Here is a 14,156-nt window from a genome sequence, read left to right as displayed (position 1 = left end):
AGTCGATCATGCCTTCCTTCCAACTAGAAAATGCTGCCAACGAAACTTCGGTTTCGAGCACGCAACTCCGTGCTCAACTCCCAATTTTTACACATGCTTCTACGAATCGCGTTAACAACCCGACACCGAACTTCTACGTCGCGAAATCCTCCATCCCGCTGGACCTCAATCGTTTGGATGCACTGTTATCCACAACACGAAAGGTAAGACGCGGCGAGGTTCTGTACCGTGCGAACGATCAATTCAATAGTATCTATACCGTTCGCGTTGGTTGCTTCAAGACAGTCGTCAATCATCGGGACGGCAGCGAGCAGGTAACCGGATTTCACCTTGCGGGCGAGACACTGGGCCTTGACGGCATCTTCGCCGAACGGCACAACTGCGATGCAATTGCCCTCGAAGACAGTGAGGCATCCGTCATCCGCTTTGCGCTTCTGGTATCACTGTGCCGCGAAGTCAGCTCCATGCAAAACCATTTAATTCGCCTGATGAGCGGTGAAATCGTGCGAGAGTCCGGTCTCCTCTTGATGCTTGGAACGATGTCTGCCGAACAACGCGTTGCCGCATTCCTTCTTGATATATCCGACCGGATGAAAGCGCAGGGGTACTCTCCGAAAGAATTCAACCTTCGCATGACGCGGCAAGAAATGGGCAGCTACTTAGGAGTTGAACTTGAAACCGTGAGCCGAATGTTTTCAAAGTTGCAAAAGCGAGGGCTTGTTCACGTCCAAGGCAAGGGAATACGAATTGTCGACCGTCCCGGTTTGTCACACATGTAATCCGCTGTGCACCGTATCTTCGACGGTCGCTGCAGCCTTGCTCAAGTTATCGACGACAGCAACAGTCTTAGCTGCACCCTGGCATATGTCGCAACGCTACAATCCCTCGGCCACCCACGCCTTAAGACCAAGAGCCTTGTATCGGCTACTACAAGCAACGCCAGTCAGATTTATCCTTACAGTAGCAACGATGAGTAGTATCCGAGGCTATCGCGCTTGAGGCCGACGGCGCATTGTGTTGCAACGAGGGCTAACAGCATAGGTGGAATGAAGATGAAGACGAATCACAGTGAAAACGCGCGGGAAACTTCGGCTCCGTCGAGTCATGAGCTTGCAGCACGGCTTCACATCGACGCGTCCAGGCACTACCTTGCAGGAAAAGACTATTCGCATGCAGCACACCAAGCTCTCGTAGCACATGGTCATGCGTTGCTTGCTCTCGCCCAGGGAAAGGCAGTGTCCGATCGTTACCGGAAGAGGGCGAGTGGCGAGACGGCGACCGTCGAAGAGCCCATTTCGCATTCTGATCCCGTGTCGCTCGGCTCTTCCGAAATGCTGGAAAGCAGCCTGCACGTAGTGGAGCATCATGATGCGGCAGCAGAGTTACATGAGCATGCCGCCCGATACCTACGCCAGGCTGCTAAACACTACGAAGATGGGGACGTAGCGTTAGCGGCACATGAAGTGCAAGCTGCGCATGCCATCGCGCTTTGCGCGATTGATCACAGCAACGAAGCAGCAAAACATCACGCGATGCGTTGCTGTCTCGTCGAGCCCGTCGCAAACAGCGCAATTGCGGTGGCCGCCTAGGTTCTCATCGCATCTCACTGCAGGCTGCTCGCGGTCTGCCGGTCGCGCCGTCGGCAATCCGCCCGGAGGTTCACCCAGGTCTGAAAACAGGCGTTCAACCTTGTGGGACGCCATGCATATTCAACACCACCCAAATCTCGAAACCATCCAACAGGTCTGAGCGAATCCCTTCTCCCTCTTATCAACACGAGAAAAGCGATGTTCGAAGATATTCATGGATTATCCGAGACAGATCGCACCTCGCCTAGATGCTGAAGTCATCCATCGTCGGTCTTGTAGCGTGGTCGGTCCGTCATGCGGGGCGAGTCATCCTTGTCGTCGTCGAAGCGCAAGCCCCTGAAATCGCGGATGTTGCGGCGGGTTTGGTGACCACAGCACTAAAAAGCACCCCAAAGACTTCGTTAGCGCCATGCAGCCGGCGGGTGGCCCGTTCTTTGAGCGCAACGGCCTGCTTTTCCTGCCACTCGATGAGGTCCGATCCACCACCACACAGCTCGTCCAGGCGCGCCCGCTCGTCAACGCATTGGCGCACGATTCGAGCGTGAGCGGACTGGCCGGCGTGCTGACAACGAGTCTGTTGCTTCCACTACTGACCGGTCAGGTGAAGCTCAGCGACATGCGCTATCTGTTGTCGCAAAGCGCCGCTGTGGTCGATCGGGTGCTGGCAGACCAGCCAGCGGCGTTTTCCTGGCGTGCACTGTCGACAAGGATGCCTCGATACAACCAGCCCGCGCGTTCATCACAGTGCAGCCGCTAGTCGACTATGGCGCGCTTGAATCAGGCGCGCGCGTCGCAAGCGATCCGCACAACCGCGGCTTCGCTGCAACTCATTGCACGCTACGGCGCGACAACTCGATTGACTGGCGAACAGCCGCTCGCCGACGAAGAGTTCGCATCAGTAAGGGACGGCGCGGCACTCCACGGGGTCGCCGCTCTTATCGTCATGCTGGTGATCCTGTGGCTCGCGTTGCGCTCGGGAAGCATGATCGCAGCGGTGTTCATTGCGCGGTTCGTCGGACTCGCTGTCACGACGACACTCGGACTGAGGATAGTCGGCTCATTGAACATGATTTCAGTCGCGTTCATGGTGCTGTTTGTCGGACTCGGGGTGGATTTCGGTGTACAGTTCTGCGTCAAATATCGCGAGGAGCGGCATTCCGACGACCGGCTTGCAGCCTCGCTGGCCAAGAACGCGCACAGCATCGGCGTGCCGCTCACGCTTGCGGCGGTGGCCGTATCCGCTAGCTTCTTCTCGTTTCTGCCGACGGCCTATCGGGGGTGTCGGAGCTCGGCGAGATTGCTGGCACAGGCATGCTTGTCGCATATGTGACCGATATCACTCTCCTACCCGCACTATTGAAGGTTTTCAATCCGCCGTGGGAAGCTGTTTCGCTGAGTTTTAAACCTAAAACCGCCGAAATATTGAGAAGCTAGCCGCTCAGCAAAAGCCGGCGGCGACCGGTACAGATTGGGTCTGCTCGATCGAACCGAACCAGTGTCAAAGTGTCATTTCGGTGCAGACAGTCGCTTGAACTCACTCCACAGCATCTTGAGATTGCCGTAGTCCTCTGCCATACGCGACGCTAGGAATCCCCTCGCATATGCCGCGCTAACCACGGCATGGGGTGCGGTCGCAGCCAGATCTCGAAGTAAGCGGTCGGCAACCGCCAAGTCATTGCGCCACCCTAGATCATCCTGCAGTTGCGTGAGCGTTGCGGCGTAATTTCGAAGCGTCTTTTTCTCATAAAGCGTGGCGAAAAATTCCATCGCGTAGCGGAGTTTTTTCGCCGCTATCCGTGCGCGATGGCGAGTGTTGGGGTCAAGGTCCGGAAGATGCCGTCCCCGCTTCATTAGTTTGCGGTGCCGTTCATGCAACGCTTCGGCCGCGAACTCGCTCACGGGTCGGCTCAGAGCATCACGTCGCTCTTCATCCATGCCTTCGCGCCATTGCGATTGTTCAAACCAGCGCGTCACTTCAATGATGAGACAAGCATATCGGGTGCAATCCACCGCGGCTGCAACCTCAGTACGATGTTGCCGGGCGGTTTCTCTGGCAATTCCGATCATTGATTGCGCATCAAAGTCGCTGTGCGCATCGCCAAACGTTCCGGACAACGATGAAGTGACCAGGACTTCCCAATCACGTGCAGCGCCCAGCTTCCCAGCTATCCATTTAAGCTCCACTTCAAGGGAAACAGGAAAGACTATGAGGGTTTCGACCGAGTCAAGCGCTGAGCGCAGACGTCGAATGCCCACGCGCATTTGATGAACCGGTTCGGCATCGGCGCTTTTTATGACGCCGAGTTCGTTACCCTGAATTTGTGCAAGGCAATTCTGCACGATGCATTCAAAGGCGGCCTCGGCTGTATCTTTCTTTCTCAGCTCAACTGGCTGGGCCCCCGTCGCCGCGTGTGACATTGGGCGGATCAAGTTGAGCCGCGCTCGCCTTTGCTCAGAGTAGCGATGCGCATCGGAACCGCTCTTAACAGGTCCAACGCGAGATGATAAAGACGATCTGGCTTACCATTCTTGAACTCCAGTTCGATTTCCTGCAAAACCTCGGACGAGGAACCACTTTCAATAACGCCATCGTCAAGCGCGAGTTCGACCTCATCTCCATCCGGGAATCGCAGGGACAAGACGGTACGCTTGACCGTGGTCGTGAATTGCGGAACGAGAGCCGTACCTACGTCGGTCATTGCCAGGAGTCTGGCAACAAGTGATTTTTTTGGGATGCAGTTTCGGAGCACGTTGATTTCGGGCGCATTCGCGTCTACGGGCGTCTCGTACTCTTCTCGAACATACATGCCTGCTTTGGTCGAGCCTTCTGTCTTGAGCGTCTGCACAAACGCATCGCTGATGGCTCTTACGCGTAGGGCAAGACCTTGTTCGTGGAAGATCAGATCTTGGGTATCAAAGTAAGTGCTGACAAGGTGCTCGGTTCGAGGCGGTCGATCCAGTAAAGGGACCAGCACTGGCAGCAAACGAATCTGATTGAGTTGGTCTTTACTTGCCTGAAGCTTGATTTCGCGTTCCATGTACGACTCTCCGTTTGTCGAGGCCCGCTGTTTTGTTGGCCGAATACGAGGCTTTCGCGAGAGGCTTTCGCGATCGCCCGGCGTTGCCCGCAGCGCCGGGTTTGCAACCAGAATAGCCATCGGCCAGCACCACGAGGAATAAGGAAGAAATCGTGCCATCTATGCCCGCTTGCAACTGCCGCGGCGGCGATGCCGGCGCTCACATCGCGGAGCACCCCTGCAACCTGGATCGCCACAACCGCTATGGCAGAAACGACCTGAGCAACATGCAACGGTTTTAGCGAGTTGACACTGATGGCACAGCGTTGGAATCGGTTGGCGCCTTGCCGCTGTTAAGTTAATCGCGCCAAGACCGGCCTATTTTGGAGCATGGATGTCTCGAGGACCGGCAACGTTGCTCTCGCATGCTCGGCATTGTTGCTTGTGACTTGACGGGAGTGCGGTCATAGACGGAAGTGATCTGGACTGCAGCGCTAACGTTGGCGCTGCTCGGAAAGCTGCAATCATCGGGCGACTGCGTCTGACTAGCAAAGCGCCTTAATTCTATTGCAAGCGACTCTAGGCGCTCCCGCGGCGACCGACCGTGGGGACATCAAGGGTTTCCCGCGCAAACCAGGCTTGCATCCCGATCTGCCCAAACGAAACTGTCCGAACGAAGTGAGAGTCATCCTCGAGACAACCGAGTCAGGTCGGAATATCGGGCCACCTTCATTCAACGAATCTAAAATAACCACTGTGCAGCGCTACGGGCATCACGCCGAGCTCGGTGAAAATCCGCCTTGCCGCTACGTGGATGGCATGGATATGCGCTCCGAATGCTTTTTTGAGATCCTCTTCAAGAACCGACCTCGCACCAAAATGGTCTTCGAGTGCCTCGGCAGTAATAGTACATTTGAGGCGGACGCCGTCGACTACGGCGGAAAACGCCAAGGCAGGGTCAACTGCACAGTAAGCGGGACTTTCAGGCGGGAAAGAGATCTTCATTGTGATCCACTCAACGATTTATCTGCATTGTCTTTATAACTTGGTTTCGAACACTCCAAAGCACACTTGAATTTTTTCACGGGCGATTTTAATAAGGTCGGTGCTCCAATCATTTATGTCGAATGCGAAGGCAGCAAGACGTCGGACCCCGAACAATTGCCAATTCATGAGATTCGTGCATCTGCAAGGTAAGAAGACAGATCTGCGACCACGGCGAGTTGCACGAAGCCTTGTTCAGACAGGCATATCTGAGCATAGGCACGGCAGAAACTCACACCGTGACATTTGTCAACTTGATGAGAAAGAGCGTGGCCTGGAGATCGCGAGGTTTTGAAAAAAAATGAACGGACAGTCGTTTCTTTGCCAGCCGCGCAACTTGCACGCCACAAGCCTGCCTGCCCGCCAAGTACGACATACGACCCGAAACTCGTTGCAGAATCCGGTCGTTCGAACACTTTGGCAGCAATGCGTCTATCGCGGATTCGGGGTGCGCCGAATTCAAGCTCTAAACATTAGCCCCCTGTGGCACTTCACCCTTGCAACCTCTACCTTAAAGCAATCATCCGGACCAAAGTCGAGCACCTGTTCCTGGTGATCAACAGCAATTTGGCTTCCTCATGGTGCGCTACCGAGGATCGAAGAAAACACCGCACAGTCACAACGCCGTACGCAACGGCTTTCACCATGACGATATGTGACATCCTGAGGGCTCGATTTAGTCTGCCGAGTCCCCGTGCGCCGGAAATTGCGAGCGGGCTTTTCCGTCGGGAAGCGGCGACCATGCCGGGCGGACATTCTGCGCGGAATCAATGACCACAAGATAGCGTCCTGCCCATGGGGTCGGCTCACGCCTGGGCTTTAATATCCATAGCGATTCACCCGCAGCCACGCGAGCCTCATAGTCCGCGTCGAGGATGCCGTGATGATCAAAGAATACATTGAGCGCTGCGGGGATCCGAACGCAACCCTTTGAATGGCGAGTACCGAGGACAGGCTCTAGTTTGTCTGGGTCGGTTGCATGCATCTGAAAGCGCATCTGAGACATACCGCCCTTTCCCCAGCCACGTTCACCCTGAGCCCAACCGAGATCGTAGATACGCATATCGCGCGCTCCGTAGCCGCGGATCTTGAATTCGTTGAGCGTCCCTTCCGAGCGAAAGTCCATGTTGCGCGGCGTATGTTCGAAAACACCGAGCGGCGTCGTGAAATGGTCGTAGGTTCCGGGAAGACCAGTTGACACAGGTGTGGCGCCAACCATATGCCAAGTGCCATCAGCTTTAGCCCGGAAGTAGATAAACAACGCCTGCACATTTTGGTTGCGATCGACCAGCACTACATACTCGTTCGCGATCGCGCCAAGAGACTTTTCCTGCAAAGCTTGTTGCAGCCTGGAGCCGTAGAGCAATTGGTCAGCCGGAGGCACGGTCAGTCGTCTCTGTACTTCGTCCGTGAAAGCCTTATCCATCTCAGACGCACCTGTAGCATCAAGCTCTTCGGACTGTGCGACATTGGGCGAAATCGCGTCGGGATTTTCAGCCCCAGAAACTGCAAGCTCCGATGCCCCCACAACGCCGATGGGATTGCGTAGCGAAGTGTGGATCATAGACGGATTGGGCGAATCCCGACCGGACGTAAAGTCACTCTCCAACGAATAGATATCACCAGCCACGTAAGAGACACGCGAATCTCGCAAAACCCACGGTGTTGGCATCGCCCCGACTTTTAGGGCACGTTCGGTATTGTGCCGCACATACAGCTCGTGGGTCACCGCGGTGTCGTGGGCTCCCGTCACTGCACGGTAACGTATGTTGAACGACTGATCTCCGTAACTGTCTCGCCAACCACTGCTTGCCCCGTCGATTTTCTGGGCACCCATGAGAATCGCTGTTGCCGCTAAGACAGTAGCGCCAATCTGAGCCCAAACAATTGCCTTTTTCACTTTAAGCTCCGGCACATCTGTGTCTATTCCTCGGTTCGCACTGGCATGCCATCATAGTGGCAAACGTGGCATGAACGGTAGGTTCGGAAACTACGCAGACTGGCGCTCACGTCAGGCGAAGAAACGATCCTCTAAATTTGGTACTCCATTCGCCTTGCGTCGGGGGCGGCCAACCGTCTTGGCCCGAACTCGGCCAAGCTTCCTCAAGCCGGCGATGCGGTGACATCGATTCGCGCAAGGCAGGCTGTGATTTGTGAAATCTTTGAAACGGGCTCGCATGAGCGTCACGACTCCAGCGAGATCCAAGGTTTTTCGCAAGATGATTTAAATTGCCGGGATACTGACTAACCCCTGAAGATGTCGAACGGCTCTATTTTAAGTATCTTACGCACTCCGATGTAACTGGAGATACCGGCTATCAGAACGACCATGCCGAATGCCAGTGCCAGGTTCCAGAACGTCGTGATCGCAGCGTAGTTAGGCAACAGATTTAAAGTGGCCCCTGCTTTTGAGACAACGGTTTAAGCTGTGGTCTGAAAGTGGATGAAGGCGAATGGTGGAAAGCAAAAAGAGGAAGATTCACGGCGCAGAGTTCAAGGCGAAGGTGGGCTTGGAAGCGGTGCGCGGCGTGAAGACGATCAACGAGATAGCGCAGCTGTATGACGTGCATCCAGTGATGGTTGGGCAATGGAAGAAGGAAATTCTCGCTAACGCCGGCGCGTTGTTTGAGAACAAGCGCGGTCCGAAACCGGAGGCGGCACGAGACGGCGAGGATCGTTTGTATGGCGAGATCGGGCGGCTGAAGATGGAGCTGGACTGGCTTAAAAAAAAGTCCGGCTTGTAAGTCGTCTGGTCCGACTTGGCTGGATTGATCATGACGAGACCCTGCCGATTGTCCGGCAGTGCGAGCTGGCCGGCGTCGCGCGCTCGAGCGCATATCGCCTGGGCATGGTGCATGAAGCTGATCAAACCGATTTGCAATTGTGTGCCCTGATTGACGAGGAATATACGCGGCATCCGTTTTATGGCAGCCGACGCATGGTGGTATTTTTGCTAAGGCAGGGCCATCTGGTCAACCGAAAACGGGCGCAGCGTCTAATGCGCACAATGGGTCTGACAGGCATGGCGCCGGGCCCCGCGACGAGCGTCAAACATCCGAGGCACAAGGTCTATCCGTACTTGCTGCGCGGTTTGCCGATCGTACGGTCCAACCATGTGTGGAGCACGGATATTACGTATATCAGGCTCGCACGTGGCTTCGCGTATCTGGTAGCAGTGATCGACTGGTATTCGCGTCGCGTGCTGTCCTGGCGTATCAGCAACAACATGGATGTGTCGTTTTGCGTGGACTGCCTGGAAGAAGCTCTTATTCTGCATGGCAAGCCGATGATTTTCAACAGCGATCAAGGGTCGCAATTCACAAGTGCGGCCTTTACGGGGGTGCTGCTACGCGAACAAATCGCAATCAGCATGGACGGGCGCGGCCGAGCGTTCGACAACATCTTTGTCGAGCGACTGTGGCGCAACGTCAAGCACGAGGACGTGTATTTGAACGGATATGAAACGATGGGCGAGCTCACGCTCGGCATGACGCGTTACTTCGATTTTTACAATAGCGAACGACCGCACCAGTCACTGGACTACCAAACACCTAACATCGTGTACGCGAGCGGGCATGGTGGCGGCGCTCTCATCGTCGACAAGTTTGGCTCTGGAAAAGAAAAAACAGGGCAGCGCTGTTCCGCTGCAAGCGCGGATCTGAGTACAGCTTAAATTCAAACAAAAACTGTCTTGACGGACGGGTCCACTTTAGGCTTCGAGTAATCGAGATCGTCAGTGTCACGAGACCAACCCCTAGGCCGTAACCAGTCAACGCCGTAAAGGTTGCCATGAACAGGATCATGTAGACCAGTTCGCGGCCCTTTGCGCCGATCGCTTTCAGCGCACCGAATTTATCCAGGTTTTCCAGGATAAAGGTGTAAAAAGTCTGGCCCGAAATCGATAATCCTACGATAAAGCTGATGATCGTCATCAACAGAATGTTGGTGCCGATGCCCGTTTGATAGGTATAGTAGTCGGCGATACGCTGGTTGAATTCATCCTTAGTCAGCGCTAGGTAGCCGAGCTTCGCCACCTGCTTCTTGATACCCACAATCGCAGCGTCGTTCTTCGCCTGCACCAGAACATAGGAGATGGTGAAACGCGTTCCTGGGATGTACTGGATGGCGCGATTGTAAGTGGTGTAAAGCGTCGGTACGCCGTTCAATCCGTTCGCGGCAACCGACGCAATGCCTACAATGACACCACGATAATCATTGATCTCAAATGTGGTGCCGATCTTCGGATTCTCCATCTTTGAGAATTCAGGGTCGTCGACCACGATGAAGGCGTCGTCAGCATAGATGTCGAGAATGTTGCCCTGTTGCATTTGAGGGCGGCCAAACAGGCTCGCATCGTCCAGGCCGACTACGTTGACCGATTGGAAGGTGCCATTGGCGAGCTTGACCTGCGCTCCGCCCATAAACAGCGGAACCGCGTAGCGAACTCCGTCCATACTGAGTACCGCGTCCAGCAGATAGTCCGGCAGTGGAAATGGCGTAGTGGGCGTATTGACAGCCGGATCCATAATCCACATTGTTGCGCCGATATTGGTGACGGTCGAGTATGCACGGTTCAGGATACCGGCGAACATCGCAGTCATCTGCATCATTAGAAATACGGCGAAAGTGATGCCGATCAACAGCGCGGAGAACTTGGCCTTATCATTGACCAGCAGCTTGAAGCCGATGCGCATGATTCCGGAGTACTTCATTGTCATTGGCCCTCGCCATGGGGTCCAGCTTGCTCGTTCCACCATCCTCCACCCAACGCAACGAACAGTGCGACAGTGTCCTGATGGCGCTGCGCAACCGCTTGCACATACGCAATTGTTGTTTGGTGGAACTGCACGTCGGCAGTCAGCACGTCCAGGTAACCGACCATGCCGGCGCGGTAATTAGCTTGCAATAAAGACAGCGCCGCACTGGCATCGCTCTGCGCTCCGACCTGCGCCTGCAGCGACTGGGCGTCGTGTTCGAGCGCGTTGAGGCAATCTGCGACCTGCTGGAATGCGCTCAGGACGGTTTGGCGATAGGTGGCGAGTGACTGTTGATATGCGTCAATTGCCGCCTTGCGGCCGTACCACAAGCTGCCCCCCTGAAATAACGGCACCGTAATCGACGGGCCGAAACTCCAGAACCTGAAGCTGTCCGCCGACAGATTGCCAAAACTCGTGCCGCCGGCGCCATAGGTGCCGCTCAGGCTGATGCTCGGAAACATCGCGGCGGTCGCTATACCGATGTTTGCGCTCGCTATGTGCAATTGCGCTTCGGCCGACAGGATGTCCGGGCGTTTTCGCACAAGATCGGACGGCAGGCTCACGGGAAGATTGACGGGCAATGAGAGTGAACCGAGGTCGATGTCGGGCAACGCCGCCTCGGATGGAAGCACGCCCTCCAGCGTCGCAAGCAGGTGTTCCGCCTGGCTGATCCTCTGCTTCAGCGGTGCTAGCAACGCACGGTTGGCAGCGATCAGGCTTCGAACACTAAGGACGTTTGCGTAGGCTGCGGTACCGGCGCGAACTTGCGCTTCAGTTGCCTCGAGTTGCTCGGTTTCCAGTTCGATCAACGTCTCGGTCGCATTAACCTGCGCCGCATAGGCCGCCCGTGCAATCACGGCGTTCACAACATTGGCGGATAAGGTCAGATAGGCCGCTTTGGTGGCATAGCGCTGGTAGTCTGCCTGGGACCGCAGTCCTTCCACCGCCCGGCGCTTGCCGCCGAACGCATCCAGCACATAGCTGACGGTACCGCTGACTGTAATTAGATTAAAGTCCGTACCCGGTGTCTGCAAACCGTTTTCCAACGGAGCGACGCGCTGTCGCCCACCCTCTGCCTCAGCACCGACTTGCGGAAAGAACACGCCGTAGCCGGCCTGAAGATTAGCCTGGCCTTGCCGCAGGCTGGCTTCGGATGCCTCAAGGGTCGGGTTATTCGCCATAGCCTGCTGGACGATCGCGTCCAGGGAGTCTGATCGGAAAAGTCGCCACCAGTCAGCCGGAATTTCAGCGCCGGATATGAAGCGCTGCTCTTTACTGTCGGCTGAGACAGTTGCCACCGGTAGCGGCTCTCTCGTGTATTGACTGACTAAGGGCGCCGCCGGGCGCACGAAATCCGGGCCCACCGCACAGCCGCCAAGCACCGTAGCAGCGATTACACTGACGGATACGCCACCAAGCACCTGTGTTCGCAAGGTGTGATGTGCATGCCGTTTAACTCGGCTTCGTTTGAGCACGAGCATCATTTTGTCCCTATGAAGACATCCACCAGCAGGCCCGGATAAATCATGGGCAAGTCTGTCTTCTTGAAGCGAAAAATCACCGGCAGGACTCTCAGATCGACTTTCTCCTCGCGTTGATTGGACAGTTCGATTTTTGGCGAGACGTAAGGCTGCACGCGAACGAATTCCAAGGGCACCTTGGTACTGGTGCCGCGCACCGATAGCTCGGCCTTGATATGCTCCGGCGCAGGCAGGCGCGAAACCAGTATCTCGTCGATATAACAGCGCACGGACAGATAGTCCTGCGGCGTGCCCATTACCACCAACGGATCGAGTCCCTGTGTGTAGGCGTCGTAGACACCTTGCGACGACACATAGCTTCCCGTCCCGCCGTTGATCGCCAGTACGATGCCGTTGGCCTGTGCCCGAATCGAATATTTTTTCAGTAAGGCATAGGAAGCGTTGTACGACTGCGTAAGCGCCTCATATTGCTTCTGCTGGTTGCTGATGTCATATCTCCAGGCGCCCGCCCGCGTCAACTCGTATTGCTTGCGGGCAACTTCCAGCGCGGTTTGTGCCTGCGCGACCGCATCCTGCGCCGTGTCCACGACGTCCTTGCTGATCGATCGCTGGTCGAAGTTGTAGGAAGCAAGGCGTTTGTCATACTGATCGCGGGCTGCTTTCAGGTTGGACTGAGCCTGATCGACCTGGGCCGTGACAACAGCAAGGGTTTCTTTTCTAGGCTCCGCCTTGAGCTCCTGCAAGACGACCAGCGCCGCCTCGGACTGCGCCCGCAGTTGTTGGGTGGTCGCTCGCTGCACCGAATCGTCGATGCTCATCAGCGGCGTGCCGGCCGCCACCTGCTGGCCTTCATGCACCAGCACCTGGGTGATCGGACCAGAGACTTCTGGATAAATATTGATGTTCTCGCCCCCGCCCTGCTCGCTCTCGACAATGCCGTCGGCGTAGATTGCGGTTGCATACGGATTGCTTGTCGGCGCGAACACAGGGGGTTCGGCTTTGCGCGTGATACCGAACAGATAGGCGCCCACCAGCGCGGCCAGGATGCCGGTTATCGACAGGACAAAGATGATCTTGTTTCTCATTCTGTACCCTTGTCCAACCCAGTGATGCGTCCGTCTTCCATGTGTATGATCCGATCAGCATATTCGTTGATGCGTGCATCGTGGGTCACGATGATGACGCAGCGGTCTTGATTGAGTATCTTCTCCTTGACGAATGCGATGACCTTCTTGCCGGTGTCGCCATCAAGCGACGCGGTGGGTTCGTCGAGGATCAGAATCTGCGGCCCACTTATGATGGCGCGGGCAATCGCTACGCGCTGTTGTTCTCCCCCCGATAGCTTCACCGGCAGGATCTCGCTGCGCTCTTTAAGCCCGACGATCTCAAGACACGTCGTCGCCGCGGCAATAGATTCCGCCCAGTCGTGATGCTTGAGAATCAACGGAATCGCTACATTCTCGGCGCTGGTAAGCCGCGGAAACAAATGAAAGTCCTGGAAGACGAAGCCGATAGTATTCAGCCTGAAATCCGCCAGTTGATCGTTGTTCATTTTCCAGATATCGGCGCCATTGATTGTCACCGTGCCAGCGTTGGGACGCAGGATGCCGGAAATCATGCTGAGCAACGTGGTCTTGCCGCTACCGGACGGGCCGACGATAAACAGCATCTCGCCGAAGTGGGCAACGAACTCGACGCCGTTCACTGCTGTCGTGCGTGTCGCACCCTCCCCAAACCATTTGGTAACACCGGCGGCGACAATCGCCTCATGCTTTTCTTCTTCAGTCATTTTTGTAGTCAGTCTTCGCGGTGCGCTTGAGGGCCAATCGCCAGATGCACTCTAAGTACCAACTCCCATTTGACTCCGCCAGTGGCTAGAGAATCTCCTCCGGTGACGAACATCCCGACGAAGGTGCGTAAGGCCAGAGATAGCGACGGGTGACTGGAAAACGCTTCGCGAGAATCGAAGCCTCGAAAATATTACGACGATCTCGTGCGGTGTCCGTGCCGAGTCGCGACTTGTTACGAAACGGACGGGCTGATCATAGAGGCGAGTGTGCCTTCCTCGAAAGGATCGGAAACTACTCAGAGGGGCGCATATCGAGTCAACTATCGATTGCGACGTAAGCTTGCCGGCAAATCGCCACGCAGGCGACCAAGCAATCGTCAAGGCCAGGACGCGCGACAGTTTCCCCCACTCCGACCTGAGGGTGTAACCGAATCGGCGACGCCGCCGGGGTCATCCGTGAAGTCTTGAAAGTCGTTGAA

Annotated in this window: 11 protein-coding genes and 2 pseudogenes; 4 read left to right on the top strand and 9 right to left on the bottom strand. The window is 55.8% G+C overall.

All coding sequences use genetic code 11. From position 1 onward, the window contains the following. Window positions 1-8: 8 nt before the first annotated feature. The 3 genes and pseudogenes from AX768_RS20480 to AX768_RS20470 all read left to right on the top strand — a co-directional run. A complete protein-coding gene (locus AX768_RS20480; RefSeq protein ID WP_082778964.1) occupies window positions 9-779 on the top strand; it encodes a helix-turn-helix domain-containing protein in 771 nt (256 codons plus the stop codon). A gap of 267 nt (window positions 780-1,046) precedes the next feature. Beyond that, a complete protein-coding gene (locus tag AX768_RS20475) occupies window positions 1,047-1,589 on the top strand; it encodes a hypothetical protein (RefSeq protein WP_062001865.1) in 543 nt (180 codons plus the stop codon). Window positions 1,590-1,891: 302 nt separating this feature from the next. Then, a pseudogene (locus AX768_RS20470) lies at window positions 1,892-2,993 on the top strand (MMPL family transporter); the annotation flags it as partial. Window positions 2,994-3,095: 102 nt separating this feature from the next. On the opposite strand, the gene AX768_RS20465 reads toward AX768_RS20470, so the two are convergent. The 5 genes and pseudogenes from AX768_RS20465 to AX768_RS33815 all read right to left on the bottom strand — a co-directional run. Then, window positions 3,096-4,007, bottom strand: coding sequence for a CHAD domain-containing protein (locus tag AX768_RS20465; protein WP_062001864.1), 912 nt, complete (start codon window positions 4,005-4,007; stop codon window positions 3,096-3,098). 8 nt (window positions 4,008-4,015) lie between these two features. After that, window positions 4,016-4,627: a CYTH domain-containing protein gene (locus AX768_RS20460; protein WP_172811991.1), complete on the bottom strand. Its 612-nt coding sequence runs from the start codon at window positions 4,625-4,627 to the stop codon at window positions 4,016-4,018. A 708-nt stretch (window positions 4,628-5,335) separates the two neighbouring features. Next, a complete protein-coding gene (locus AX768_RS20455; protein ID WP_062001862.1) occupies window positions 5,336-5,611 on the bottom strand; it encodes a DUF1488 domain-containing protein in 276 nt (91 codons plus the stop codon). 715 nt (window positions 5,612-6,326) lie between these two features. After that, window positions 6,327-7,550 (bottom strand): L,D-transpeptidase, encoded by a 1,224-nt coding sequence (locus tag AX768_RS33820; RefSeq protein ID WP_231941437.1) that lies wholly within the window; start codon window positions 7,548-7,550, stop codon window positions 6,327-6,329. Window positions 7,551-7,894: 344 nt separating this feature from the next. Next, window positions 7,895-8,035, bottom strand: a pseudogene (locus AX768_RS33815) (ABC transporter permease); the annotation flags it as partial. A gap of 68 nt (window positions 8,036-8,103) precedes the next feature. Here AX768_RS33815 and AX768_RS20440 point away from each other — a divergent pair. Next, a protein-coding gene (locus AX768_RS20440; protein ID WP_231941435.1) for an IS3 family transposase occupies window positions 8,104-9,323 on the top strand; the annotation gives its coding sequence in 2 pieces (ribosomal slippage) (window positions 8,104-8,389 and window positions 8,389-9,323; 1,221 coding nt in all). Here the strand turns inward: AX768_RS20440 and AX768_RS20435 are convergent. Genes AX768_RS20435 through AX768_RS20420 form a run of 4 tightly spaced genes read right to left on the bottom strand, consistent with a single transcriptional unit; the run spans window position 9,241 to window position 13,677 of the window. Further along, window positions 9,241-10,362 carry an ABC transporter permease gene (locus AX768_RS20435; protein WP_231941546.1) on the bottom strand — a complete coding sequence of 374 codons (1,122 nt, stop codon included), beginning with the start codon at window positions 10,360-10,362 and terminating at the stop codon, window positions 9,241-9,243. The genes AX768_RS20440 and AX768_RS20435 overlap by 83 nt on opposite strands. A 2-nt stretch (window positions 10,363-10,364) precedes the next feature. After that, window positions 10,365-11,891 carry an efflux transporter outer membrane subunit gene (locus AX768_RS20430; protein WP_231941434.1) on the bottom strand — a complete coding sequence of 509 codons (1,527 nt, stop codon included), beginning with the start codon at window positions 11,889-11,891 and terminating at the stop codon, window positions 10,365-10,367. Next, on the bottom strand, window positions 11,888-12,973 hold the full coding sequence (locus AX768_RS20425) for an HlyD family secretion protein (protein WP_062001859.1): 1,086 nt from the start codon (window positions 12,971-12,973) through the stop codon (window positions 11,888-11,890). The genes AX768_RS20430 and AX768_RS20425 overlap by 4 nt, the downstream gene beginning before the upstream one ends. Further along, window positions 12,970-13,677: an ABC transporter ATP-binding protein gene (locus AX768_RS20420; protein ID WP_062001858.1), complete on the bottom strand. Its 708-nt coding sequence runs from the start codon at window positions 13,675-13,677 to the stop codon at window positions 12,970-12,972. Before AX768_RS20420 ends, AX768_RS20425 begins: the two co-directional genes overlap by 4 nt. Between the last annotated feature and the right edge of the window lie 479 nt (window positions 13,678-14,156).

The sequence above is a fragment of the Burkholderia sp. PAMC 28687 genome, from assembly GCF_001577465.1.
Taxonomy (GTDB): Bacteria; Pseudomonadota; Gammaproteobacteria; order Burkholderiales; family Burkholderiaceae; genus Caballeronia.
This window is presented reverse-complemented; position numbering and strand designations above follow the sequence as displayed.

Excerpts from the sequence above, each read along its gene's own strand:
- AX768_RS20465 (WP_062001864.1), bottom strand. The coding sequence starts at position 4,007 with ATGTCACACGCGGCGACGGGGGCCCAGCCAGTTGAGCTGAGAAAGAAA.
- AX768_RS20420 (WP_062001858.1), bottom strand. The coding sequence starts at position 13,677 with ATGACTGAAGAAGAAAAGCATGAGGCGATTGTCGCCGCCGGTGTTACC.
- AX768_RS20425 (WP_062001859.1), bottom strand. The coding sequence starts at position 12,973 with ATGAGAAACAAGATCATCTTTGTCCTGTCGATAACCGGCATCCTGGCC.
- AX768_RS20475 (WP_062001865.1), top strand. The coding sequence starts at position 1,047 with ATGAAGATGAAGACGAATCACAGTGAAAACGCGCGGGAAACTTCGGCT.
- AX768_RS20480 (WP_082778964.1), top strand. The coding sequence starts at position 9 with ATGCCTTCCTTCCAACTAGAAAATGCTGCCAACGAAACTTCGGTTTCG.
- AX768_RS20460 (WP_172811991.1), bottom strand. The coding sequence starts at position 4,627 with ATGGAACGCGAAATCAAGCTTCAGGCAAGTAAAGACCAACTCAATCAG.
- AX768_RS20455 (WP_062001862.1), bottom strand. The coding sequence starts at position 5,611 with ATGAAGATCTCTTTCCCGCCTGAAAGTCCCGCTTACTGTGCAGTTGAC.
- AX768_RS20430 (WP_231941434.1), bottom strand. The coding sequence starts at position 11,891 with ATGATGCTCGTGCTCAAACGAAGCCGAGTTAAACGGCATGCACATCAC.
- AX768_RS20435 (WP_231941546.1), bottom strand. The coding sequence starts at position 10,362 with ATGAAGTACTCCGGAATCATGCGCATCGGCTTCAAGCTGCTGGTCAAT.